At 37.4% G+C, this 23,435-nt stretch carries 25 protein-coding genes and 1 riboswitch; of the genes, 21 read left to right on the forward strand and 4 right to left on the reverse strand.

The features are described from left to right. Positions 1-1,036, forward strand: a 1,036-nt coding sequence (lysA, locus tag ACRX5O_RS02975) for a diaminopimelate decarboxylase (RefSeq protein ID WP_433904543.1), incomplete at its 5' end; no start/stop codon positions are given. A 351-nt stretch (positions 1,037-1,387) separates the two neighbouring features. Beyond that, positions 1,388-1,741: a GNAT family N-acetyltransferase gene (locus ACRX5O_RS02980; RefSeq protein WP_119708997.1), complete on the forward strand. Its 354-nt coding sequence runs from the start codon at positions 1,388-1,390 to the stop codon at positions 1,739-1,741. A gap of 20 nt (positions 1,742-1,761) precedes the next feature. On the opposite strand, the gene ACRX5O_RS02985 is transcribed toward ACRX5O_RS02980, so the two are convergent. Beyond that, positions 1,762-2,286: a DUF309 domain-containing protein gene (locus ACRX5O_RS02985; protein WP_433904544.1), complete on the reverse strand. Its 525-nt coding sequence runs from the start codon at positions 2,284-2,286 to the stop codon at positions 1,762-1,764. 174 nt (positions 2,287-2,460) lie between these two features. On the opposite strand from ACRX5O_RS02985, the gene ACRX5O_RS02990 reads away from it, so the two are divergent. The 18 genes from ACRX5O_RS02990 to ACRX5O_RS03075 all read left to right on the forward strand — a co-directional run bounded on the left by ACRX5O_RS02990 (position 2,461) and on the right by ACRX5O_RS03075 (position 19,153). Beyond that, entirely contained in the window at positions 2,461-3,204 is a 744-nt protein-coding gene (locus ACRX5O_RS02990) for a segregation/condensation protein A (RefSeq protein WP_433904545.1), read from the forward strand. Between the two features lie 8 nt (positions 3,205-3,212). Then, positions 3,213-3,800 carry an SMC-Scp complex subunit ScpB gene (gene scpB / locus ACRX5O_RS02995; RefSeq protein WP_433904759.1) on the forward strand — a complete coding sequence of 196 codons (588 nt, stop codon included), beginning with the start codon at positions 3,213-3,215 and terminating at the stop codon, positions 3,798-3,800. Between the two features lie 124 nt (positions 3,801-3,924). Beyond that, a complete protein-coding gene (locus tag ACRX5O_RS03000; protein ID WP_433904546.1) occupies positions 3,925-4,347 on the forward strand; it encodes a hypothetical protein in 423 nt (140 codons plus the stop codon). Between the two features lie 59 nt (positions 4,348-4,406). After that, positions 4,407-4,895 (forward strand): YpuI family protein, encoded by a 489-nt coding sequence (locus ACRX5O_RS03005; protein WP_433904547.1) that lies wholly within the window; start codon positions 4,407-4,409, stop codon positions 4,893-4,895. Between the two features lie 105 nt (positions 4,896-5,000). Then, positions 5,001-5,897: a superoxide dismutase gene (locus tag ACRX5O_RS03010; RefSeq protein WP_433904548.1), complete on the forward strand. Its 897-nt coding sequence runs from the start codon at positions 5,001-5,003 to the stop codon at positions 5,895-5,897. Positions 5,898-6,000: 103 nt separating this feature from the next. Next, complete coding sequence (locus tag ACRX5O_RS03015) at positions 6,001-7,134, forward strand: D-alanyl-D-alanine carboxypeptidase family protein (protein WP_433904549.1); 1,134 nt, start codon at positions 6,001-6,003, stop codon at positions 7,132-7,134. After that, a complete protein-coding gene (locus ACRX5O_RS03020; RefSeq protein ID WP_433904550.1) occupies positions 7,127-7,714 on the forward strand; it encodes a nucleoside recognition domain-containing protein in 588 nt (195 codons plus the stop codon). The genes ACRX5O_RS03015 and ACRX5O_RS03020 overlap by 8 nt, the downstream gene beginning before the upstream one ends. A gap of 8 nt (positions 7,715-7,722) precedes the next feature. Further along, positions 7,723-8,256: a spore maturation protein gene (locus ACRX5O_RS03025; RefSeq protein ID WP_433904551.1), complete on the forward strand. Its 534-nt coding sequence runs from the start codon at positions 7,723-7,725 to the stop codon at positions 8,254-8,256. Between the two features lie 147 nt (positions 8,257-8,403). Next, positions 8,404-9,126 carry a 23S rRNA pseudouridine(2605) synthase RluB gene (rluB, locus tag ACRX5O_RS03030; protein ID WP_433904552.1) on the forward strand — a complete coding sequence of 241 codons (723 nt, stop codon included), beginning with the start codon at positions 8,404-8,406 and terminating at the stop codon, positions 9,124-9,126. A 115-nt stretch (positions 9,127-9,241) separates the two neighbouring features. Beyond that, on the forward strand, positions 9,242-9,769 hold the full coding sequence (gene resA, locus ACRX5O_RS03035) for a thiol-disulfide oxidoreductase ResA (protein ID WP_433904553.1): 528 nt from the start codon (positions 9,242-9,244) through the stop codon (positions 9,767-9,769). Positions 9,770-9,788: 19 nt separating this feature from the next. Beyond that, complete coding sequence (resB, locus tag ACRX5O_RS03040; RefSeq protein WP_433904554.1) at positions 9,789-11,435, forward strand: cytochrome c biogenesis protein ResB; 1,647 nt, start codon at positions 9,789-9,791, stop codon at positions 11,433-11,435. Further along, positions 11,432-12,619 carry a c-type cytochrome biogenesis protein CcsB gene (gene ccsB / locus ACRX5O_RS03045; protein ID WP_433904555.1) on the forward strand — a complete coding sequence of 396 codons (1,188 nt, stop codon included), beginning with the start codon at positions 11,432-11,434 and terminating at the stop codon, positions 12,617-12,619. The genes resB and ccsB overlap by 4 nt, the downstream gene beginning before the upstream one ends. Positions 12,620-12,706: 87 nt before the next feature. Continuing rightward, positions 12,707-13,423 carry a response regulator transcription factor gene (locus ACRX5O_RS03050; RefSeq protein ID WP_433904556.1) on the forward strand — a complete coding sequence of 239 codons (717 nt, stop codon included), beginning with the start codon at positions 12,707-12,709 and terminating at the stop codon, positions 13,421-13,423. Continuing rightward, positions 13,420-15,195, forward strand: coding sequence for an ATP-binding protein (locus tag ACRX5O_RS03055; protein ID WP_433904760.1), 1,776 nt, complete (start codon positions 13,420-13,422; stop codon positions 15,193-15,195). Before ACRX5O_RS03050 ends, ACRX5O_RS03055 begins: the two co-directional genes overlap by 4 nt. A 181-nt stretch (positions 15,196-15,376) precedes the next feature. Continuing rightward, complete coding sequence (gene sigX, locus ACRX5O_RS03060; protein WP_391557932.1) at positions 15,377-15,904, forward strand: RNA polymerase sigma factor SigX; 528 nt, start codon at positions 15,377-15,379, stop codon at positions 15,902-15,904. Further along, positions 15,901-17,097 carry a hypothetical protein gene (locus ACRX5O_RS03065; RefSeq protein WP_433904557.1) on the forward strand — a complete coding sequence of 399 codons (1,197 nt, stop codon included), beginning with the start codon at positions 15,901-15,903 and terminating at the stop codon, positions 17,095-17,097. The genes sigX and ACRX5O_RS03065 overlap by 4 nt, the downstream gene beginning before the upstream one ends. Positions 17,098-17,327: 230 nt before the next feature. Beyond that, positions 17,328-18,269, forward strand: coding sequence for a peptidoglycan DD-metalloendopeptidase family protein (locus ACRX5O_RS03070; protein ID WP_433904558.1), 942 nt, complete (start codon positions 17,328-17,330; stop codon positions 18,267-18,269). A gap of 71 nt (positions 18,270-18,340) precedes the next feature. Next, complete coding sequence (locus ACRX5O_RS03075; RefSeq protein ID WP_433904559.1) at positions 18,341-19,153, forward strand: histidinol-phosphatase; 813 nt, start codon at positions 18,341-18,343, stop codon at positions 19,151-19,153. A gap of 189 nt (positions 19,154-19,342) precedes the next feature. Here the strand turns inward: ACRX5O_RS03075 and serA are convergent, their stop codons facing one another. Together serA and ACRX5O_RS03085 are read right to left on the reverse strand one after the other, a co-directional pair. Beyond that, positions 19,343-20,917 (reverse strand): phosphoglycerate dehydrogenase, encoded by a 1,575-nt coding sequence (serA, locus tag ACRX5O_RS03080; protein WP_433904560.1) that lies wholly within the window; start codon positions 20,915-20,917, stop codon positions 19,343-19,345. 175 nt (positions 20,918-21,092) lie between these two features. Beyond that, entirely contained in the window at positions 21,093-22,028 is a 936-nt protein-coding gene (locus ACRX5O_RS03085; RefSeq protein WP_433904561.1) for a manganese-dependent inorganic pyrophosphatase, read from the reverse strand. 155 nt (positions 22,029-22,183) lie between these two features. After that, a riboswitch (FMN riboswitch) is annotated at positions 22,184-22,319 on the forward strand. A gap of 163 nt (positions 22,320-22,482) precedes the next feature. Here ACRX5O_RS03085 and ACRX5O_RS03090 point away from each other — a divergent pair. After that, positions 22,483-23,067: an ECF transporter S component gene (locus tag ACRX5O_RS03090; RefSeq protein WP_433904562.1), complete on the forward strand. Its 585-nt coding sequence runs from the start codon at positions 22,483-22,485 to the stop codon at positions 23,065-23,067. A gap of 41 nt (positions 23,068-23,108) precedes the next feature. On the opposite strand, the gene ACRX5O_RS03095 is transcribed toward ACRX5O_RS03090, so the two are convergent. After that, the gene (locus tag ACRX5O_RS03095) at positions 23,109-23,357 is read right to left on the reverse strand and encodes a ferredoxin (RefSeq protein ID WP_066047499.1); all 249 of its coding nucleotides are present in this window, start codon (positions 23,355-23,357) and stop codon (positions 23,109-23,111) included. Positions 23,358-23,435: the final 78 nt, after the last annotated feature.

Consider the following 23,435-nt stretch of genomic DNA (forward strand, 5'->3'; position numbering starts at 1 on the left):
AATAGCAGCTGAATTCCCTGTGGAGCGAATTCATTTTCATGGAAACAACAAAAGTCGTGAAGAACTTGAAATGGCATTAAACTATCAAATCGGCTGTATTGTTGTTGATAACTTTTATGAATTAGAACTATTAGATTCCATCTGTGCGGAGAGAAAGCAATCTGTCTCTATTTTGCTTCGAGTCACACCAGGGATTGAAGCTCATACACATGACTATATTCTAACGGGCCAAGAAGACTCGAAATTTGGTTTTGATCTACAAAATGGACAAGCGGCAGAGGCGCTGCAAAAGGCTATGGAATCTGAGTATTTAGACCTACTTGGAGTGCATTGTCATATCGGTTCACAAATATTTGAAACAACTGGATTTTTGTTAGCAGCAAGAAAAATATTTTCTAAGCTTCATGAGTGGAAAGAAATGTTTTCTTTTGAATCAAAGGTACTAAATTTAGGTGGTGGCTTCGGTATTCGTTATACGAGTGAAGACGAGCCAATTCCTGCTTCGCAATATGTAAAAGAGATTATTGAAGAAGTAAAGCAGCAGGCCGGGGAGTTCTCAATGGCAATGCCAGAAATTTGGATTGAGCCAGGTCGTTCCCTTGTTGGTGATGCGGGGACCACACTTTATAAAATTGGTTCAAAAAAGGATGTTCCCAATGTTCGTAAATATTTAGCCGTAGATGGTGGAATGAGTGATAATATTCGTCCTGCATTGTATGAGGCAAAATATGAAGCGATCCTAGCGAACAAACCACTTCAGCCAGTCGAAGAGACGGTTTCTATTGCAGGGAAATGCTGTGAATCGGGAGATATGCTGATTTGGGATTTACCGTTACCGAAGACGGACAGTGACGATCTTCTAGCCGTTTTCTGTACCGGGGCTTACGGTTATTCGATGGCAAACAACTACAATCGTATTCCAAGGCCACCAGTTGTCTTTGTTGAAAATGGAAAAGCGGTATTAGTTGTTCGTAGGGAGACGTTTGAAGATATTATTAAACAAGATTTGCCATTTGTACAGCGAGTAAAAAGCTAATTTAGAGAGCTGTCGCGATTGGGACAGCTTTTTACATTACATAGATCTTTTGGAGGTATTTGTGAAAAAAAATAATGCGCTTTTATTTATTTTCATTTTACTTATTTCGCTCATTTGGGGCGCGTATTATTGGTTATTCTTATCACCAGGGCTGTAAAGAAAAAAGACTCACTTTATGATCCAAAAGTTGTTGAATTTGAAAATACATTGAAGAAATGTAGAGAATCTTGTATGATAATATCGTATTGAGGAATATACATTGAAACAAATAGAAATAATTGACATATAATACAAATGTATTTAAAGGAAATTTAACTCCTTAAAAGCTCAGGATATGATGAGGGATCACTTATGTTAATTCGCTACAAAAAAGCTTTTGAAAAGATTGCGATGGGCTTACTGTCATTTATGCCTAATGAAAAAGACCTGAAAAAGCTACAGCAAACAATGAAGCAGTATGACCAATCTGAGGACTGGCAATTGTTTCTTTGGAAAGAAGAAGATATTATCGGTTTAATTGGGGTAACGACAGTGTCAGAGGACATGCTAGAAATTCAACATATTTCAGTGAATCCTTCGCATCGGCACCAAGGAATTGGAAAAACGATGATAAAGGCATTAAAAGAGTTTTTCCCTGGAAAAGAGATACGAGCTAATGAAGAAACTTCAGCTTTCTTTGAAAAGTGCGACTCTCTTTTATCATAAATAGAAAAAGGAAACAGTGATTAGTCACTGCTTCCTTTTTTTTGTTTTAATGCGTGTAATCTGCTCTTGATGACCTCTGAACGATCTCTCATCGAGTGTCGATGAATAATTTCACTGTTTGTTAAATTGCTATCAACACCCCAAATTAGACCAGCTTTTTCGGCTTGACGCTCGCAAGTGCTTAATAATGAGGCATCGTTTATAGGAAGGTGCATGCTTTTATAAGGAAGTGTAAACTCAATCTCTTCTTTTTTTCTTAAAATGGCCTCAAGTAGCTTATCCTCATCAATACCGTACTCTTTGATTGACTGTTTATGGACGGTTAGTATCGATAATGCTTTTTGTATCGTGCGCAAAGCTCCAGCAAAATTTCCTCGACGGTGGTGATATTGACTGACTGCTAGTTGAATCCATCCAACTAAAATAGATTCCTTATTACGCGCATCTACATCCTTCCAGTGTTCTTCTAGAATCTCATGACATTCAAAATAATCTCTGTCACTATGAAAATGAACTAAGTAATTAATGAAATCTGTTGTAAACATAGATACGCTCCTTTCATACTTAATTTTACCATGTTTTCTATCTATACGCTTTTCACGTTGCTTGCATGAAGAAATAGGAACAAACTTTCAGAAAGAATCTTGGATTAACGCAATCTTTCCTCTATACTAAGTATAGTTATTTTAAGAAATTAAGAAAGAAATTTTGGTGGGATTATGCACTATAATGTGAAGATCGATGCATTTGAGGGACCGTTAGATTTATTACTGCACCTCATTAATCGACTAGAAATTGATATTTATGATATACCAGTAGCACAAATTACAGAGCAATATTTACTATATATCCACACAATGAAGGAGCTACAACTAGATGTAGCAAGTGAGTATTTGGTCATGGCAGCCACTTTGCTAGCCATTAAAAGTAAGATGCTACTTCCAAAGCATGAGGAAGAGCTTGAAGATGATATGGAATTTGGTTACGAAGAAGACCCGAGAGAAGAATTAATTGAAAAACTAATGGAATACAAAAAATATAAAGAAGCAGCTGACGATTTAAAGGCTTTGGAGCAGGAGAGAGGACTAATGTTCACGAAGCCCCCTAGCGATCTTTCGGATTATTCGAAAGAGGAGGAAATAGATAGACGACATCTGGACGTGTCGTTGTACGATATGCTGGGTGCTTTTCAAAAGCTCTTGCGAAGAAAAAGGCTTCAAAAACCGTTATCTACTAAGATTGCAAGACAAGAAATTCCTATTGAAAAACGAATGGATGAAATCATGGGTAAGCTACGAAAAGTGAAGGGAAGAATTAGCTTTTATGATTTATTCCCAATCCAGGAGAAGGATCATATTGTCGTAACTTTTCTTTCTATACTAGAGCTAATGAAAAGGAAAGAAATATTTGTAGAGCAAGAAAGTAATTTTTCTGAGATTTTTGTCATTGCGAAGGGAGTATAACATTGTCATTGGATATTATTAATTGGAATGGAATAGTGGAAAGTCTCTTGTTTGCAGCAGGGGATGAAGGCTTAACAATTAAGCAAATTTCAACGGTCCTTGAAATCGAAGAGGTCGAAGCGGAACGAATTGTCAGGGATTTAATGGATGAGCTTTCTAAAAATGAAAATCGAGGAATAGCGGTTGTTCAACTGGCTGGTACCTATCAGCTCGCAACAAAGAAGGAGAATTCCGTTTACTTAAAGAAACTGGTTGAATCACCAAGTACATCAACGCTCTCACAGGCTGCATTAGAGACGCTGGCTATCATCGCTTATAAACAGCCAATCACCAGAGCAGAAATAGAAGAAATAAGAGGAGTAAAGACCGAGCGACCACTACAAACACTGGTTGGAAAAGTGCTTGTAAAGGAAGTTGGGAGAGCGGAAGGAACCGGTAGGGCAATTCTTTATGGTACAACAAAAGAATTCTTAGATTATTTTGGTTTAAGGAGTTTAGAGGAGCTGCCTCCATTGCCAGAGAAAGTGGATGATGAGTTTGTGCAAGAAGAAGCGGACTTGTTTTTTGAGAAATTTCAAGAAAATCTGGAATCATAAGTTTTCTTACGCATATATTCATTATTTGTGATAAAATATAATTAATTTTCAGGGAAATGCTTCTATTTAGGGGCATTTTTAACACAATTTGCACCTGCCTCATTAGGAGGTAAGAAAGGGATGTATGAACGTGTTAATTAAAAGCTGTGTAGGGTATGAGCTGGAAAAAGAAAAATCTAACACTTCGGAGGATTTTTTCAACCGAAGCGAAGTGACTTTTGTAGAAGAGAATACGGAGAAAACGCTAGCAGTTCTTTATGTCCGTTTTTTTGAGGAAAAGTTGAATGAGTTCACTCCATTTTCAGCGAATCCAATCTTTCAAGAGGATGGGCTAGAAGTTCATTTAATGGAAATAGTTGCTCTCGTATTATTAATTAAAAATCCAGGTTTTAGACATCGAAAAAGAGTGTATATCAATAATCAGAATGAATTTGCTGCTTATTTTCAAGACATTGATTTTGATAAGATTATTGAAGTTGTTAAAAAGGTAAAAAGTAATCAGGCTTGCCAGCTTCCTTCTCTGTTGGAATTTACGGTGCAAGCATAAAATTAGTTATCCAATAAACCAAACATTCAGAGTTATTACAAAGGGCAGGGGTGTAGACAGTGGGTAATTCAATGGTGAAAGTTCAAGTAATGGACGTAAAGTCTTTTTTAACAAATACAGTAACTGGTTTAGAGTCTTTCTTAAACAGTACAACGATTGATGGACTATTGTCAGAAAAACAAGGCGACAAAGAATACTATAAACGAATCTTAGGTAATTTAAGAAAGCTGCTTGTATATTGTGAAGAGGGATTAGATGCTTGTGCGGTGATTTTACAGTCAGAGTCTTTTCCAAAAGGAGCAGCTGAAAAGACGCTTTATAGTATTTATCATAAATGTATTGAAGAATTTTTCTCACCAAAAAATGATGTATGGTATGAAGATAGCCGATCGGCATATACGGGTAAAAACTCAATCAAATTTCAAGTAGACGTTCCTGACAGTGTTCTTCAGCTGCTAAAAGGGTTTGAAGGGGAATTCCAGAAGATCCGTGAAGAGTTAGAGTACTACGAAACAGATTATCGAACAAAAATGACACAATCGAAATAACGACCAATAGGTCGTTATTTTTTTGTACATTTATTATTAATGGTGTCAACCGGCCCATTCCCTCATATGCTTTAAGGTAAACCCAATAGTTCTGAGGTGATGATAATGAATCGGTTTGAACAGTATGTTAAGGACGTTATCAGCTACAACGAAGAGCTTAAACGATTTCTAGAGCAAGAGCATGTTCCAGAAGAAGATGGATTATGGGGTAAGCTTGATCATTTTAGTGAAATTATGGATCATATTACGCGGAGCGGAGATTTAACTCAGGAAGAATTTACGACTGTTCAAGAAAAGGTTGAAGAATTACATGATGAAATGGAGGCATATTTTTCAAAGAGGCAACAGATAGGATCTATTTATTTGCAGGAACCTTCTTTAAAAGCAGGAGAGCATATTTTGCCAAAACTACCTTACAGGTATGATGCATTGGAACCTTATATTTCGGAAAAGATTATGGAATTACATCATAGTAAGCATCATCAATCCTATGTTGATGGGTTGAATAAAGCGGAGATCAAGCTTAAGGAAGCTCGAGAAAAGAGTGATTATTCGTTAGTAAAGCATTGGTCAAGAGAGCTAGCCTTCCATGGATCAGGACATTACTTACACAGTCTCTTTTGGGAAACGATGAAGCCGAATGGTGGGGGTCAGCCGACAGGGAAGCTACTTGAGGAAATCAACAAATATTTTGGCAATTTTAATGCTTTTAAAAAGCATTTTACAGAAGCAGCAAAAGCAGTAGAAGGAAGTGGATGGGCCATTTTAGTTTGGTCACCAAGAGCACGCCATCTAGAAATCCTTCAATCAGAAAAACATATGAATTTGACGCAATGGGATACCATTCCACTCCTGCCGTTAGATGTATGGGAACACGCATATTATTTGCAATATAACAATAATCGAGCTGATTACGTCTCCAATTGGTGGAACGTAGTGAATTGGAGAAAAGTGGAGGAGAGACTTTCACAAGCATCACAAATTAAATGGAAACTATTATAAATGGAAGAGTCCATCGCTTTTATGCTGGTGGACTCTTTTTGGCATATTCATTTTTATCACGCATAAACTTGTACAAACATAACTAGGAGACGAGGGTTGAAGAATGGCTAGAAGTAAAAAGGTATTTGTGTTAATAATAATCACCTTTTTGATTCTTTTTCATATTCCAGTGAGTGCTAACACAAATATCAATGTTAGCTCACAATATGCTGTTCTGATTGAACAAAGCTCAGGGAGAGTATTATTTGAAAAGGGTGCACATGAAAAAAGGCGAATCGCCAGTATCACAAAGATAATGACAGCAGTCCTTGCCATCGAGTCAGGAAAACTAAATGAGATGGTAAAAGTCAGTAAAAATGCGACTAGAGCAGAAGGGTCTTCCTTATATCTGAAAGAGAACGAAGAAATCAAGCTAGAAGATTTAGTGTACGGTTTAATGCTTCGCTCTGGCAATGACGCTGCGGTTGCGATTGCTGAGTATATTGGAGGCAGTGTGGAGGGGTTTGCGTTCTTAATGAATCAAAAAGCAGATGAAATCGGAATGTTACATTCTCATTTTACCAATCCACATGGCTTAGATGATTCAAATGATCATTATTCCACAGCATATGACATGGCTATTTTAACAAGATATGCAATGATGAATGATACTTATAAATTGATTGCAGGAACGGAAGTACACAGAGCCCCTAACCCTACAGAAAGCTGGGACCGGGTATGGCGTAACAAGAATCGTTTGCTAACAGAGTTATATGACTATAGTACAGGTGGAAAAACGGGCTTTACAAAGCTAGCAAAAAGAACATTAGTGTCCACTGCTACGAAAGATGGAATGGATTTAATAGCTGTTACATTGAACGGGCCAGACGATTGGAATGATCATATTAATATGTTCGAAACAGCTTTTAAGACGTATGAAATGGTACAAGTTGTTGAAAAGGGGTTCATCTCTGGAATTGAATCAGACAAGTATAAAAATAAGGCTGTAGTGAAACACGACTTTCAGTACCCTGTATTAGAAACAGAAAAAGATGAATTTGAGCTTGAGTATAAATTAAAACAACTTAAGGGAGAAAGAAATATTCCTGAAGTAATAGGGGAAGTAATCATTACCTTTGATGATAAGCCAATCAAAACGATGCCAATTTATTATAATAATGAAAAAGAAGAAACGAGCTTTTTTGAATCTTTTAAGAAAGTATTTACTACGATGATAGGCGTGAAAGCTCATGGTTAATATTATATGGGTTTGCTTAACCGTAATTGGAATTGTATTTGCAATGGTTAATGGAACGATGTCTGAGGTAAACGAAGCTATATTTAGTGGAGCCAAGGAAGCAGTTACACTATGTATTGGTCTCATTAGTATTCTTGTGTTCTGGCTTGGAATGATGAGGATAGCGGAAGATGCAGGACTACTAAATAAATTATCAAATTTATTTAAGCCGATAGTTACTAGACTATTTCCAGAAATACCTCATAATCATCCAGCAATGGGATATATCCTTTCAAATATGATGGCAAATATGTTTGGACTAGGAAATGCAGCTACTCCTCTTGGTATTAAAGCAATGGAAGAAATGAAAAAAATAAATGGAGGTAAAAATGAAGCAAGCCGCTCCATGATTACATTTCTGGCCATTAATACTTCAAGTATCACGCTCATTCCAACGACGGTAATCGCTATTCGGATGAATTATAATTCAGCCTCTCCTACGGATATAGTCGGTCCAACCTTGATTGCAACTATCTGTTCCTCCATAGGTGCAATCCTCATTGATCGTTTTTATTACTACCGAAGAAGCCGTAAAGGATGATGTAGAAAATGGGTATTGTTACAGCTATTTCATTATGGTTTATTCCCGTATTGATTGCTGTTATTCTATTATATGGAACGTATAAACAAGTTCCTACATATGAAAGCTTTGTTGAAGGCGGGAAAGAAGGAATAAAGATAGCCGTATCAATCATTCCCTTTTTAGTTGGAATGCTTGTAGCTATTTCCGTTTTTCGTGCATCAGGTGCGTTGGAGTATTTTATGGGATTTCTAAAACCGGTCCTTGAAGCAATCGGTGTACCTCCTGAGATAGTGCCGCTAGCCATTATTCGGCCAATCTCTGGAACAGCCGCACTGGGGATGACGAGTGATTTAATGGCACAGCATGGACCAGACTCGTATATTGGAAGACTAGCCGCCACTTTACAAGGAAGTACAGATACTACCTTCTATGTGTTAACTGTCTACTTTGGTGCTGTTGGAATAAAAAAAATGGGGGATGCCCTAAAAGTTGGGCTTCTCGCTGATTTAGTAGGAATTATCGCTGCTATTGTGGTAGTTACAATCGTATTTGGGTATTAATTAATAGAGGATACTCTTCACATTATGTGGGGAGTATCTTTTTTTACAATTGTTATTTCGTACAGGTTACTTTGAAATCATGAAAATATATGTCATAATGCTAGAGGAGTAAACACTACAGGAAACACACATTATGAGGTGACATAGATGGAAAGATTACAGAAAGTAATTGCACACGCAGGGATTGCGTCAAGAAGAAAAGCAGAACAATTAATTGAAGAAGGACATGTTCGAGTGAATGGGAAGGTTGTAAAGGAGCTAGGAATAAAGGTTTCTTCCTCAGATAAAGTAGAAGTTGATGGAATTCCTCTAGAAAGGGAAGAGCCGATCTACTTTATGCTTTATAAACCTAGGGGAGTTATCTCCAGTGTTAACGATGATAAAGGGAGAAAAGTAGTAACAGATTTCTTCCCGATGATTGAACAACGAATTTATCCAGTTGGAAGGTTAGATTATGATACATCTGGTCTATTAATTCTAACGAATGATGGCGAATTTGCTAATACACTTATGCATCCAAGTAACCAAATTGATAAAGTGTATGTGGCAAAGGTAAAAGGCATTCCTACAAGGGAAGCGTTGAAGGCTCTTGAAAGAGGGGTACGTCTAGAGGATGGAAAAACCGCTCCAGCAAAAGTGAAAATGCATACTGTCGACAAGAAAAAACAAACAGCGATTGTTGAGATTACCATCCATGAAGGAAGAAACAGACAGGTTAGAAGAATGTTTGAAGCTGTAGGGAATCCTGTTCTAAAATTAAAAAGAGAGCGTTATGGTTTTCTGACTCTTCAAGGATTAAAAGTGGGCGATGCTCGAGAGCTTTCTCCTCATGAAGTAAAACAATTACGTGCACTTGCACTAAAAAAATAAAAAAAGTTCATAGAAGTGTCACAGTCTTTTGTTAGCGATAACAATATGGGTATGTTGAAAAATGATATAATAAAGCAAATTGTGCAATTTTGACTGTGAATGGGGGAGGAACCATATGAAAAAGCAGAGGCTGCTAATCAGAACGGTCATTTTACTGCTTCTTGGCGCTGCGGTTGCCTATACACTATACGCCAATTTTACTAAGGATGAAGTACAAAAGGTCGAGGTAGGGAAAAAAGCACCTGACTTTGTTCTTACCGACCTTAATGGAGAAAAACATAAGCTTTCTGACTATGAAGGAGAAGGTGTCCTTTTAAATTTCTGGGCAACTTGGTGCAAGCCATGTGAGAAAGAAATGCCGTTCTTAAATAGCCAGTATGAAGTGTATAAAGATCAAGGTGTACATGTTCTTGCAGTAAACGTTGGGGAATCTAATGTTGCTGTTTCTGATTTTTCTAAACGATATGATTTGCAATTTCCAATTGTTACTGACAAAGACAGTCAAGTAATGACAGCATATGGAGTAGATCCCCTTCCAATCACGTTTTTAATTGATAAACAAGGAAATGTGGTAGAAATACATACGGGTCAGATCATTGCGGAGGCTGATGTTACAGAGATGATGGAGAAGATAAAACCATAGGGTATGAGGAGATTTTGCAATGAATCAAGTTAAATGCGATTGTGGTCATGTTAATCCACATGGCACCATCCTCTGTGAGGCATGTGGGAAGATCATTGAGGATGGTACTCAAATTACAGCAGAACAAGTAATAGACATGCGGTATGAAGGTAGTGCAAGAAGGTCACAAACTTATAATAAGTCAATGATTGATAAGGTTTGGAACTTTTTCTCATCGGTAAAAGTAGGGGTATGGCTTATTATCGTGACACTTATTGCTTCTTCGTTAGGTACCATTTTACCTCAAGAGATGTATATTCCAAACATAATGCCTGTCGCTGATTATTATGAGGATCAATACGGTTGGTTTGGTAGATTGTATTATGATCTTGGCTTTCATAATTTATATAGTTCATGGTGGTATCTATTATTAATTGCTGCCATTGGTGTTTCACTCGTTATTTGTAGTCTTGACCGCGTGGTGCCCTTGTATAGAGCATTAAAGAAACAAAGGGTCATTCGACATGAGAGCTTTTTGCAAAGACAAAGAATCTTTGGAACGACAACTGTTGCTGTAAGTGACCAATCCTATGAATTAGTGAAAGAACAATTAAAAAAGAAACGCTATAATATTCGTGAAGATAATGGAAATGTTTTGGCTGAAAAAGGCCGTTTCTCTAGATGGGGACCTTATGTCAATCACGTTGGCTTAATCATCTTTCTCATAGGTAGTATGCTCAGATTTGTCCCAGGAATGTACATAGATGAAATTCTTTGGGTACGAGAAGGGGAAACAAAAGTGATTCCCGAGACAGATGGGCAATATTACTTAAAGAATGTAGATTTCAAGTTAGAGGTGTATGACAAGGAAACCGATAATGAAGCATTTGGTGATGCATTAGATAATGCAGGAATGGTTGCAAAAAACTATCAATCTGATGTCATACTTTATAAGACAAAGGGGAATACAGTAGCAGGTGAGGAACCTGAGCTAGAGGAAGTAGAATCTAGTAGTATTCGAGTGAATGAACCGTTAAAGTTTGAGAAATTTGCTCTTTATCAAGTTAATTATAAACTTGATGAATTGTTTAAAATGTCATTCTTACTAACAAATAAGAGCACTGGGGAAACCTTTGGTGATATTACTATTAATTTGAACGATCCTGAGAAAATGTATGAACTGGATAACGGTTACTCAGTTGAACTAATGAGTTACTTTCCAGACTTTGAATTTGGTGAAGATGGGAATCCAACAACAAAGTCCAGAGTTCCAAATAATCCAGCTTTCGTATTTAAGATGTATTCACCAGAGAAACCTGAAGGAGAAGTTAGTTTCGTTGCAATCCAGCAAACGATTGAACCTTTAGGTGATAATGAATACAAGATGGCCTTCAATGGAATTGAAACAAAGGATGTGACTGGACTCACCGTTCGTAAAGACTTAACTCTGTGGATCATTGGACTGGGTGGGTTGATCTTCATGATTGGTGTGGTTCAAGGTGCATATTGGAACCATCGTCGCATATGGATTCAGCGTAAAGGAGACGAGGTTTGGGTAGCAGCACATACGAACAAAAACTGGTTTGGACTGAAAAAAGAAATACAGCTGGTTCTTGCGGGGACAGAAATAAAAGAACCGATGGACCAATTGAAGGAAAACCAGGTGGATGAGGGGGAAAAAGATTGATCACTCTTAGTGAAAATCTATTATATATTGCGTTTATATTTTACTTACTTTCTATTCCGTTTTTTGGAGGAGCGATTAAGCAAAAGAAAAACTTAGATCATCAACAAAATAGTAGCAAGTGGGCCACTTTTGGGATCGTCCTTTCCATTATTGGATTTGCTGCACAGCTTGGTTTCTTTTTTACAAGATGGTCAATCGCGGGACATGCTCCTGTGAGCAATCTCTTTGAATTTACAACTTTTTTTGGAATGTGTTTAGTTGGTGCTTTTATCATTATCTATTTCATCTATAAGACACCTTTATTAGGATTGTTTACAATGCCAATTGCCTTATTGGTGATTGCTTTTGCAAGTATGTTCCCAACAGACATTTCTCCACTAATTCCGGCTTTACAAAGTGATTGGCTTCATATACATGTAACAACTGTGGCATTAGGTGAAGCTATTTTAGCCGTTAGCTTTGGAGCCGCATTAATTTATTTAGTAAAAGTGATTGATCAAACAAAAAATAGTAAAAGTACTACCTGGTTAGAGGTAGTTATGTATGGATTAATCGCTACATTGGGATTTGTCATCGTTGTATCAGCATTTTCCTTTGCTGATTATAAAGCAGAATTTAATTGGGTTGATAAAAATGACAATGAAGCGAAAGTGGAGTATCATTTGCCAGCTCTAGTTGGTCCAAATCAAGGAGAACTTCTAACAGACGGAAAAATGGAACCACTTGTATCAGTACCAGGCATTATCAATGCGAAAAAGCTGAATACGGTCATTTGGTCATTTGGTGCAGGCCTTCTTCTATATGGTCTTTTGCGTATGGTCTTAAGAAAAAGAATTGGGGCAGCATTGAAACCATTTACAAAAAATATTAATCTAGACTTAGTAGATGAAATCAGCTACCGTTCAGTGTTAATCGGGTTTCCAGTGTTTACATTAGGGGGACTTGTTTTTGCAATGATCTGGGCACAAATCGCTTGGACCCGTTTTTGGGGTTGGGATCCTAAAGAGGTTTGGGCACTCATTACTTGGCTTTTTTATGCAGCATTTTTACATCTGCGACTATCTAAAGGATGGCATGGAGAAAAATCTGCGTGGTTAGCTGTTATTGGATTTATTATTATTATGTTTAATTTAGTTGCTGTCAATCTTGTGATTGCAGGGCTTCATTCTTACGCAGGATCCTAGAAAGAAAGATTTCGGATAGCCCTTCACTTTTCGTGAGGGCTGTTTTCTAAACACACTTACGTAATTAAAAGCTAGGGGGATTGTCCAATGGAAAAGGAAGTTAAGATTCTAGTTGTAGATGACGAGGAAAGAATTCGCCGTTTATTGAAAATGTACTTAGAGCGTGAAAATTATATGATTGATGAAGCAGAAGATGGGAATGAAGCATTGACGAAGGCGATAAGCAATGAATATGATGTCATCCTTCTTGATTTAATGATGCCTGGTAAGGATGGTATTGAGGTTTGTCGTGAACTTCGTGAAAAGAAGGCGACTCCTGTCATTATGCTTACGGCTAAAGGCGAAGAAGTGAACCGTGTCCAAGGATTTGAAGTGGGGACAGACGACTATATTGTCAAACCGTTTAGCCCAAGAGAAGTCGTATTACGAGTAAAAGCACTTCTACGTCGTTCTTCTAGCACGAGTTATCTACACACAGAAACAACGGCTAAAGATGTGATTGTTTTCCCTCATTTAACCATTGATAATGATGCACACCGTGTTTTAGCAGATGGAAAAGAAGTGAGCCTTACACCAAAAGAGTATGAGTTATTATATTTCTTAGCTAAATCTCCAGATAAGGTGTTTGATCGTGAACAATTACTTAAAGAGGTTTGGCATTACGAGTTTTTTGGAGACTTACGAACTGTTGACACCCATGTAAAACGTTTGCGAGAAAAGTTAAACAAAGTATCTGAGCAAGCGGCTAGAATGATTGTTACTGTATGGGGTGTTGGCTATAAGTTCGAAGTAGTCAATGAATAATGTTTTGGCGTAGTGTTGTTGGGAAACTATGGTTCACTATTCTCCTGCTCGTATCATTTGTGCTTTTTATCTTAACGGTATTGTTACTAGAGTTTTTTGAGAACTATCATATAAACGAAACAGAGGGGAATTTGACCAATCTCGCTTCGAATATGGCTCATTTTGTAGAAGATCAGGAACTAGAGATTGGTTTGCAGATTTCATGGGAGCTACTAGACGATGTTACAGGGGCCATGGTGATTAAAAATGAGGATGAATTGTTCTATTCACCAGATATCCCAGAATCCCTAGAGCTGCCGGTAAGTTTCTTTCTAAAAGATACAGAGTTATCCAAAGTTTTGGAACAGCAGGAAATAGCGAAAAAAATAGTCGAGATTCCTTTTTCTGAAACACAAGGAGACTCAAGTATTTTAATTATTGGAGTACCGATTGGAAATCTAGACGGAGAAAACGGGGCCGTTTATATTTTTCAATCATTACAGGCTCTTCAAGAAACAACTGAATCAACAACGAAGTTTATCCTCTTAGCTGCTGGAATTGCGATTATCTTAACTACTATCTTTGCTTTCTTCTTATTAACTCGTATCACAGCCCCGCTACGAAAAATGAGGGAGGCTGTTGTAGAGGCGGCAAGAGGAAAGTTCGATACGAAGGTTCCTATACTTACTAGGGATGAAATAGGAGAGCTAGCAACTGCTTTCAATCAGATGGGAAGGCAATTAAAGTTTAATATGAATGCCTTAAGTCAGGAAAAAGAACAATTATCCAGTATTTTAAGTAGTATGGCTGATGGAGTAATTACGTTTAATAGGGATGGAACAATATTAATCACAAACCCCCCTGCCGAACGCTTTTTACAGCATTGGTATTTTACACTAGAAGGAAAATCTGTTCAGGCAGAAGCGGTTCCGCAGGATGTCATGGAGCTTTTTCAATGGGCAGTAGACATGGAACAGGAACAAGTAGGGGAATTTTCCGTTCAAGGTCGTCATTGGGTGGTCATTGTTAGTCCTCTTTATAACAATACATTCATACGTGGTGCAGTGGCTGTCGTTCGAGATATGACGGAAGAGAGACAGCTTGACAAGCTTAGGAAAGATTTTATTGCGAATGTATCACATGAGCTGCGAACGCCTATTTCTATGCTTCAGGGATATAGTGAGGCGATTGTGGATGATATTGCTGAGACAACAGAGGAAAAGAAAGAAATGGCACGAGTGATTTACGATGAATCACTAAGAATGGGTCGTCTAGTGAACGAACTGTTAGATCTAGCCCGTATGGAGGCTGGACATATTCAACTAACCAATGATCACGTTGAAATCGACTCCTATGTTCAAAGGATCATACGTAAGTTTCAAGGGCTTGCAAAAGAAAAGGGAATTCAGCTACTTTACGAGCATGATCTAAAATACTCGACCATTATGTTTGATCCAGACCGTATTGAGCAGGTTCTAACGAATCTCATTGATAATGCGATTCGACATACACCAGAAGGTGGAACGGTTAAGTTAATAGCAAAAATTGATGATCAAAATTTCCATGTGGAAGTAAGTGATTCTGGTTCTGGAATTTCTGAAGAAGATCTCCCGTTTGTGTTCGAGCGTTTTTATAAAGCAGATAAAGCAAGAACAAGAGGGAGATCTGGTACCGGATTAGGATTGGCGATTGCACGGAATATTATTCAAGCCCACAAAGGAGATATCACGGTGCAAAGCAAATTAGACCACGGTACGACATTTAGCTTCCAAATTCCTCGAATAAGTGGATAATTTGCTAAAGAATGCCGAAAATTCTTGATTCACGGGAAACATGCCTTATTGAATATTTGTGTATGATGGGAAGGATTTAAGTAAATAAATCCTTCCTTTTTATTTAGATAGATAATATATTTAAAGTGTAACTTTCTATACATAAAGAACGACTAATTAGATGAACGGGGAGGGGAACCCGGTGAACTCGATTTTTGACGAGTTGTACGATAAATATCATCAAGACGTATTTCAGTTTTTGTTTTATATGGTGAAGAATCGAGAGCAAGCTGAGGATCTTGCTCAAGAAGTATATATAAGAGTTCTGAAAGCGTATAAAAACTTTGAAGGAAAAAGTAGTGAAAAGACATGGCTTTTCTCTATTGCCAGAAATGTTGCGATCGATTCGTTCAGGAAGCAAAAAGGATGGAAGCAAAGAATCATTGAGAAATTTGATTGGTCAACGCAGCAAGTGAAGGATATGCATCCAATTCCGGAAGAGATTGCGATGCAAAGGGAAGAATATCAATATATTTACCAATGCTTAGATCATTGTACAATTGATCAGCGTATCGTAATTATTATGAGGTATATTCAGGAGCTTTCAATCGCCGAAACCGCAGAAGCTTTAAACTGGACCGAAAGTAAAGTAAAAACAACTCAACACCGTGCGTTAAAGGTTCTTAAAAAGGAAATGCAACAACTATTAGAAAAGGAGGGGAATCGATGAAAAAGATAAGTGATGAACAACTAGAAGAATGGTTACGCGAAATGCCAAAGCTTAAAGATCATCGTGATCCTCATAACATATACGAAAATATTTCAAAAAAACTAGAAGAGCGACCGAGGAAAACGTGGATTATTCCATCGTTTGCAACCGCAGCAGCTGTATTTTTAGTAGCTATTCTCTCCTTTAATTTGTTTGATGGAGCTAGCTCCAACCATTCAGCAGATAAAAACCTGCAAGAGGAAGCTGTAACTGAACAAAATACTTCGTTAAAAAAGGAAGAATCTACTGCCGAAAATGAATCAAGGATGGACGTTGGTAGCGAAGAAAACTCAACTGATATGAATGATATTACATTCCAAGCGACCGAAGACCCAACAACTGCCGTTTATGCTGAGGATTTGGGAGCAATGCAGGTTTTTATGTTAGCTATTCCAGACAGCCAAGTACAAAATATTATTCCTGTTAGCTTCTTGATTGAACCATCAGACCAAATTGATCAACTGGCTCAATTAGAAGAGGTAATGGCAAGCATTGACGAACAAGAGTGGGGACTAGATGATTTTTACCCGTTAGAGGCAGATTTAGGGATTGATGCGAATAGTAGCACATTGAATGTCAATGTTGCGGCTGATCATCCGTATCAATATGGAACTGCTGGTATACCATTTTTAAACGCCATTCAGCAATTACTACTCAACCTTAATCTAGAAAAAGCAGTTTTTACAACGAATGAAACAGAAAAAGGAATGTCAACGGGTCACGATTTTATCACTGAACAATCAATAGAAAAGATATCAAATCTCGCATTTTATTTATATTATCCAAATAATGAATCAACAAAACCATACCTTGTTCCATATACAGAATCATATTCAACAATTGAAGAAGCCTTTGAAGCAATGAAAACAAATATAGATACACATAGCCTAAGAGCACCATTATTGGTCGATCAAATCAATTCAGTTGCTATAGATGAAACCAATAAAAGTGTAACCATTACGTGGAACAAAGGGATAAACATAGAGGATACACCTGAAATCTCACAATCAATTGAAGCCATTCTTTTGACAGTGAAAAGCTTTGGATATGAAAAAGTGAAATTTAGTAATCCACCGATTGATTATGTCGGAAGATTTTCATTACAAGAAGAAATCCAAGTGCCAATCGCAGCAAACAAAAAATCTATCGACTAAAAACAGAGGAGATCAGCACAAGTTGCTGATCTTTTTTCTATATTTCATGAATAAAAGAAAACACTTCGTCCAAATAATAACAAATGTGTTTTTATTAATCGCTCGCTATTTAATAGTGAGGATATATAAAAGGAGGCTGCTTCCTAATTTGTACTTTTTAGATAGAGGTCTTTTTTTAGACATGCTGTCATAGAGTGAGAAAGGAGAGTACAATAACAAGGAGGAAAAAAATGCGAGACTACATAAAACGTTTTTTGATTGCGGGTTTAATGGCATTATGTGTCACATTGCTATTTCTCGGAGGAAAACACTCTCAAGCAAGTATGAATATTAGCCAGGAGACCGCTGACTGGATTTGGCCGGCTGATGGAATGATCACCGATACATACGGAACAAGAAGAGGAAGCCACAAAGGGATCGACATAGCATCTTCGATAGGTACACCCATTTACTCCGTTGATGGCGGAGTCGTAACTAAATCTTATTATTCGGGTTCATATGGACATGTTATATTCGTTAAACATCAAAATAATATTGAAACGGTTTATGCTCATTTAAAAGCAAGGTTCGTGAATGCTGGAGATACGGTAACAGCAGGGCAACAGCTTGGTGAAATGGGAAGCACCGGTGACTCGTCAGGTGTCCACTTGCACTTTGAAGTTCATCTAAACGAATGGACTGTTGATAAAAGAAATGCTGTTAATCCAGTGTTAGCATTAGGTGAAGTAAAAGTGGGACAAGAAGTAGCGGTACAAAAAAGGGAAGAAGACTCTAGTGTACTAGAGACAGTTGCCAAAACGAGACTATATGAAGGACACGGAAAAACTTATCAGGCAGATGAAGAGTCTGAGAGCGTAGTGTTGTCGGCGGAAAAAGTAGAATCAAACACTACCCATACGGTAAAAACTGGGGAAACGCTATCATCTATAGCGGAAAAATACAATATAAGTATCAATGCCATTAAGTCTGCCAATCATCTTACTAGCGATACGATTGTTGTCAATCAAACGCTAACAATCGACGAATCATATACAAATAAATATGTTGTCCAAGAAGGCGATACACTTGAAGACATTGCTCATAAAACAGGTAAGTCTGTCCAGCAGCTAAAACAGGTGAATCAGTTACAAAATGATATGATAGTACCAAGACAAGTATTGCAATTAGAATAATATGAATTGTCATTGCGAGAGTCTCTGAATCAGTATATAATAGAAAGAAAATTCTAAAAGAGGCTGGTTGGATGTTAACAGATTATCATAATCATTTGGAAACAGGGACATTAACGTTAGATTATTTAAAGAAATTTACGGATGAGGCAAAGGCGAAGGGAATCGGGCAATTTGGTATTTCTGAGCATGCCTATCATTTCTATCAAACAGCAGATATTCTTCAGAATCCATGGGTAAATGAACGTAGATACTATGATATGAAAGACTATGTGAATTTATTTCATGAGGCATGGAGTCATGAGATTGATGTGAAAATGTCAATTGAAATGGACTACACTCCTGGAAAACATGCGGAGATGGAAGCTTTTATTAAGAGCTATGATTTCGATTATGTAATTGGTTCGATTCATTGGGTAGATAACTTTGGAATTGATTTAAAGGAATATATTCATGAATGGGAAAAGCGTGATCTGCATGAAGTCTATCGAAATTACTTTCAACAGGTCGTAACATTAGCGGAATCAAATCTATTTGATATAGTTGGTCATTTGGATTTAGTAAAAATCTTTAAATACATACCGAAGGAAGAAGAGTTTTTACTAGAGCAATATGATAAGGCTACAACAGCACTTGCGAACTCAAAAACATGTGTAGAAATTAGCACAGCGGGGTTACGTAAGCCCATTGGTGAATTGTATCCTGACAAACGATTATTGCAGATGTGTTACGATAAAAAGATACCGATCGTATTGTCATCAGATGCCCATTTTCCAGAGCATGTAGGTGCTGATTATGATCAGGCGTTGGTGCTTGCAAAAGAGGTAGGATATAAAGAAATTATGACGTTCTCAAAAGGAGAGCGTAAAATACATCCACTAGGATAGGAAAAAGATCGGAGGAAAAAACCTCCGATCTTTTTTATAGGTAAGAATGTATAAGTTTTTGAACTTTGAGTTGTGTCTAGCTCCAGCGCCTAGCTCCTCGGGTCATAAGCCAAAGCCCTACAGAGGTCAGGACCTCTTTCGGTCTCCGTCTTATGTCTGTCGGAGCTTACCAAGGCGCTTGCGCTTTTCTTATAGGTTGATTCGATTAATTGACACGATATCTTCAACCGCTGCTAGAGTAGTTATCTGTTGATCGTCTAATGGCTTATCAAATGATAATACCATGATAGCTTCTCCACCTGCTTGCTTTCTTCCCACTTGCATCGTTGCAATATTTACCTCTTGATCACCTAGGATTTTACCAACTCTACCAACGACACCTGGGCGGTCCATATGCTGAATATAAAGCATATTTCCTTCAGGTAGGAAGTCGATTACAAAGTCATTTAAGTACACAATTCTTGGTCCATAATGGTCAATAAAGGTACCTCTTACCGTAAACTGATGGTTTTCTGCCTTAGCTGTGACAGTAATGCTATTTGCATACCCAAAAGTATTCGTTGATATTTTCTCACCAACGGTAATTCCTCTTTCTTTGGCAGCTAGTAAGGCATTTACTTCATTGACGTTCACGTCTATTCTATTCTTAAAGAATCCAGAAAGGACCGCTTTTGTTAAGTAAGATGTTTCTAGATCTGTTACTGTACCAGAGTAAGTAATAGAGATTTCATTTACTCCCTGTTTCATGCACTGTGATAAAATAGTTCCGATTTGCTTAGATAACTGGTGGAATGGTTTGATCTTTTCAAAAATATCTTTAGACATTGCTGGTAGGTTAATAGAGTTTAACACCGGTTTGCCTTCAAAATACATACGAACTTCTTTAGCAACCTGTGTAGCAACATTAAGCTGAGCTTCCTTCGTAGACGCACCTAAATGCGGTGTGACGATCACATTATCAAACTTAAATAACGGATGTTCTCCAGGTGGTTCTACTTCAAATACATCGATAGCAGCTCCGGCTACATGACCATTGCCAACGAACTTCGCTAAAGCTTGTTCATCGATAATTCCCCCACGTGCGCAGTTAAGGAAGTATACACCTTTTTTCGTTTTACTTAATGTTTCTTCGTTAATGAGTCCTTTAGTTTCTGGGGTTAATGGAGTGTGAACAGTAATAATATCTGCCTCTGCCAATACTTCATCCAAACTACCATGAGAAACACCCAGCTTTATTGCACGCTCTTTGGTTAAGAAAGGATCGTATACTTTTACATTCATGCCGAACACTTTTGCTCTTTTAGCTAATTCAGAACCAATACGACCCATACCAACGATACCAAGAGTCTTTCCATAAAGTTCAGTTCCGATAAATGCATTTCGTTTCCACTCAAGATTTTTAACCGACTGATGGGCTTGTGGGATATTTCTCATTAAGGATGCCATCATGGCAAAAGTATGCTCAGCTGTAGAAATCGTATTTCCATCTGGAGCATTGACGACGATGATTCCTCGTTTCGTAGCCGCATTTACGTCGATGTTGTCGACACCAACACCAGCACGTGCAATAATTTTTAATTGAGGCATTTTTTCGAGCAGTTCTTTTGTAACAGTTGTAGCACTTCGAACTAGAAGCGCATCAATTTTTTTTAAATTTACTTCTGGATCATTAATTTTTTTCTGAATTAAAGTTCCTTCATTAAAATCTAATAAGGGAGAAAGTCCTTCCTCATTTATTGCATCGGCTACTAAAATTTGAAACATTCAAAACACCTACCCAATTATCAATTTTCTGATTATTTTACAAAATGAACATTTATCTGTCAATGGACTAAAACGTTTAGATCGCACAATGTAAACGCTTTAATACTTTAAAGTCACGAATTTGTTATATTTTTTAACAAAAAGCGCAAACTTTCAAAAGTTTGCGCTAATCATACTACATTTTTGAATTGAATAGATCTGTAAGAACTGGTACGATTTGTTTTTTACGTGATACAACACCTTTTAACAAGGCTTTGTTATTTTCTAATGTTACACCGTATGCTTCTTCAACAGCTGATCGTGCATTTCCTAATGCAAGAGCTGTTGAATCATTTGTTAAGATGTCTGTTACTACAAATAAGAAGAGGTCTAGTCCTTTTTCTGAAATGATGTTTGATAACGTTTCTTCTAGTTCAGCTTGTCTTGAGTATACATCGTTAATATCTACTGCATTCACTTGAGCAATTTCTACTTTACTAGCTCCCATTTGGAATTCTTTTGCGTCAAGGGATACAAGCTGCTGAATGGATTTGTCGCTTAAATCTGCTCCAGCCTTAAGCATGTCCAATCCATAGCTTTCTGCATCTACACCAGCAATTTCAGCTAATTCTTTTGCTGCAGCTACATCCTCCGCCGTACATGTAGGGGACTTGAATAATAATGAATCAGAGATAATTGCAGAAAGCATGAGACCAGCAATCTCTGGGCGAATTTGAACATTATTTTCTTTATATAGCTTGTTTAGAATAGTTGCCGTACAACCAACAGGTTCACAGCGGTAGTAAAGTGGATCACTCGTTTCAAAATTTGCAATACGGTGATGGTCAATTACTTCTAGAACACGAACTTGATCAATATCACCTACACTTTGTTGTCTTTCGTTGTGGTCAACTAGGATAACGCTGTTAACTTCACCAGCAACTGTTTCAACGAGTCTAGGAGCTTCTGCTTTGAACGTATCAAGAGCAAATTGTGTTTCACCACTTACTTCCCCTAATCGAACCGCTTCCACATCCATACCAAGAGCTTTTTTTAATTCAGCATAAGCGATTGCTGAACAAATTGTGTCAGTATCAGGATTTTTATGACCAAAAATAAGAACTTTTTCCATGATTATCTCCTTTTAAATTAATCAATATCGTATGTATATATACTTTAATAATTTAACACAATTACAAAAGAAGGACAAAAAAAATTCATTCAGAATGCAAACTTCTTCACAATTCAAACGAACTAAGCTATAATTATGTGGAAAATATAATATTGGTCTATCTTCGGGGCAGGGTGTAATTCCCGACCGGCGGTAATGAGTGTAATACTCTAAGCCCGCGAGCCTGATTTTTGGGCAGGATTTGGTGTGATTCCAAAGCCGACAGTATAGTCTGGATGGGAGAAGATGGAGGTTCTGCAGACGTTTAAAAATGAAAGTTTTGAACGTTTATTAAGCGTGACTTCTAAATAATCTCCCTCAAGCGACTCGCTTGGGGGTTATTTGTTAATATGGTTACGTGATGCTGAACCTTTCTTCTTTAGGTGAGATGGATCCTAAAAAAGGAGAGAGGGAAATGAAAAGTTTAAACGTAAGAACACTTGTATTGATTGGAATGTTAAGTAGCATCTCGTATGTATTAATGCTTCTTAATTTTCCACTTCCACCTTTTCCACAGTTTTTAATGGTGGATTTTAGTGATGTGCCAGCTTTGATTGGTGCTCTAATACTCGGACCAGTAGCTGGGATATTGATTGAACTTCTAAAAAACGTACTTGATTACTTTTTAACAGGAAGTGCAACGGGAGTTCCTGTTGGCCACGTAGCAAATTTTGTTGCGGGTATCCTGTTTATTTTGCCAACATATTATATTTATCAAAAAGTGAAATCTTCAAAAGGTATGACATTTGGATTGGTAGTAGGTACAATTTCTATGGCCGTTCTAATGAGTGTGCTTAACTATTTCATTATTTTACCTGCTTACACATTCTTTTTAAATACGCCTGCTATGTCAGGAGAAGAAACAAGGCAAATGATTGTTACGGCTATACTTCCTTTTAACCTAGTTAAGGGGATTTTAATATCAGTTATTTTTATGCTTTTGTTTGCAAGAATGGGAACATGGATGAACAAACAAAAAGTGCAAAGCAGAGCAGCATAGTCAAAAAAAAGCAACGGCGTAGCCGTTGCTTTTTTTATTTACTATTCGAATTTAAGTGCGTCTCCATCAAATGCTTCATCCGCCACTTTAATAGAATCTGTTGGGCAGCCTTCGAACGCATCCATCATATCGTCTAATAGTACGTCTGGAATTTCAACGATACCTTGGTTATCGTCAAGAGTAACGAATGCAATACCTTCATCATCGTAATCGTAAATGTCAGGTGCAGCTGCTCCGCAAGCACCACATGCAATGCAAGTTTCTTTGTCTACAATTGTGTATTTTGCCATGTAAAATACCTCCCAAAAATTAAACAAGTATATTTTATCATTCCCAAAATGCATTAGGAATGCATCCCTCATTTCTTA

The organism is Robertmurraya mesotrionivorans (assembly GCF_050971805.1).
Classification (GTDB): domain Bacteria; phylum Bacillota; class Bacilli; order Bacillales; family Cytobacillaceae; genus Robertmurraya_A.

Coding starts and splice junctions, on each gene's coding strand:
- ACRX5O_RS02980 (WP_119708997.1), top strand. CDS start 1,388: ATGTTAATTCGCTACAAAAAAGCTTTTGAAAAGATTGCGATGGGCTTA.
- ACRX5O_RS02985 (WP_433904544.1), bottom strand. CDS start 2,286: ATGTTTACAACAGATTTCATTAATTACTTAGTTCATTTTCATAGTGAC.
- ACRX5O_RS02990 (WP_433904545.1), top strand. CDS start 2,461: ATGCACTATAATGTGAAGATCGATGCATTTGAGGGACCGTTAGATTTA.
- ACRX5O_RS03000 (WP_433904546.1), top strand. CDS start 3,925: ATGAACGTGTTAATTAAAAGCTGTGTAGGGTATGAGCTGGAAAAAGAA.
- ACRX5O_RS03010 (WP_433904548.1), top strand. CDS start 5,001: ATGAATCGGTTTGAACAGTATGTTAAGGACGTTATCAGCTACAACGAA.
- ACRX5O_RS03015 (WP_433904549.1), top strand. CDS start 6,001: ATGGCTAGAAGTAAAAAGGTATTTGTGTTAATAATAATCACCTTTTTG.
- ACRX5O_RS03020 (WP_433904550.1), top strand. CDS start 7,127: ATGGTTAATATTATATGGGTTTGCTTAACCGTAATTGGAATTGTATTT.
- ACRX5O_RS03025 (WP_433904551.1), top strand. CDS start 7,723: ATGGGTATTGTTACAGCTATTTCATTATGGTTTATTCCCGTATTGATT.
- rluB (WP_433904552.1), top strand. CDS start 8,404: ATGGAAAGATTACAGAAAGTAATTGCACACGCAGGGATTGCGTCAAGA.
- resA (WP_433904553.1), top strand. CDS start 9,242: ATGAAAAAGCAGAGGCTGCTAATCAGAACGGTCATTTTACTGCTTCTT.
- resB (WP_433904554.1), top strand. CDS start 9,789: ATGAATCAAGTTAAATGCGATTGTGGTCATGTTAATCCACATGGCACC.
- ACRX5O_RS03050 (WP_433904556.1), top strand. CDS start 12,707: ATGGAAAAGGAAGTTAAGATTCTAGTTGTAGATGACGAGGAAAGAATT.
- ACRX5O_RS03065 (WP_433904557.1), top strand. CDS start 15,901: ATGAAAAAGATAAGTGATGAACAACTAGAAGAATGGTTACGCGAAATG.
- ACRX5O_RS03070 (WP_433904558.1), top strand. CDS start 17,328: ATGCGAGACTACATAAAACGTTTTTTGATTGCGGGTTTAATGGCATTA.
- ACRX5O_RS03075 (WP_433904559.1), top strand. CDS start 18,341: ATGTTAACAGATTATCATAATCATTTGGAAACAGGGACATTAACGTTA.
- serA (WP_433904560.1), bottom strand. CDS start 20,917: ATGTTTCAAATTTTAGTAGCCGATGCAATAAATGAGGAAGGACTTTCT.
- ACRX5O_RS03085 (WP_433904561.1), bottom strand. CDS start 22,028: ATGGAAAAAGTTCTTATTTTTGGTCATAAAAATCCTGATACTGACACA.
- ACRX5O_RS03090 (WP_433904562.1), top strand. CDS start 22,483: ATGAAAAGTTTAAACGTAAGAACACTTGTATTGATTGGAATGTTAAGT.
- ACRX5O_RS03095 (WP_066047499.1), bottom strand. CDS start 23,357: ATGGCAAAATACACAATTGTAGACAAAGAAACTTGCATTGCATGTGGT.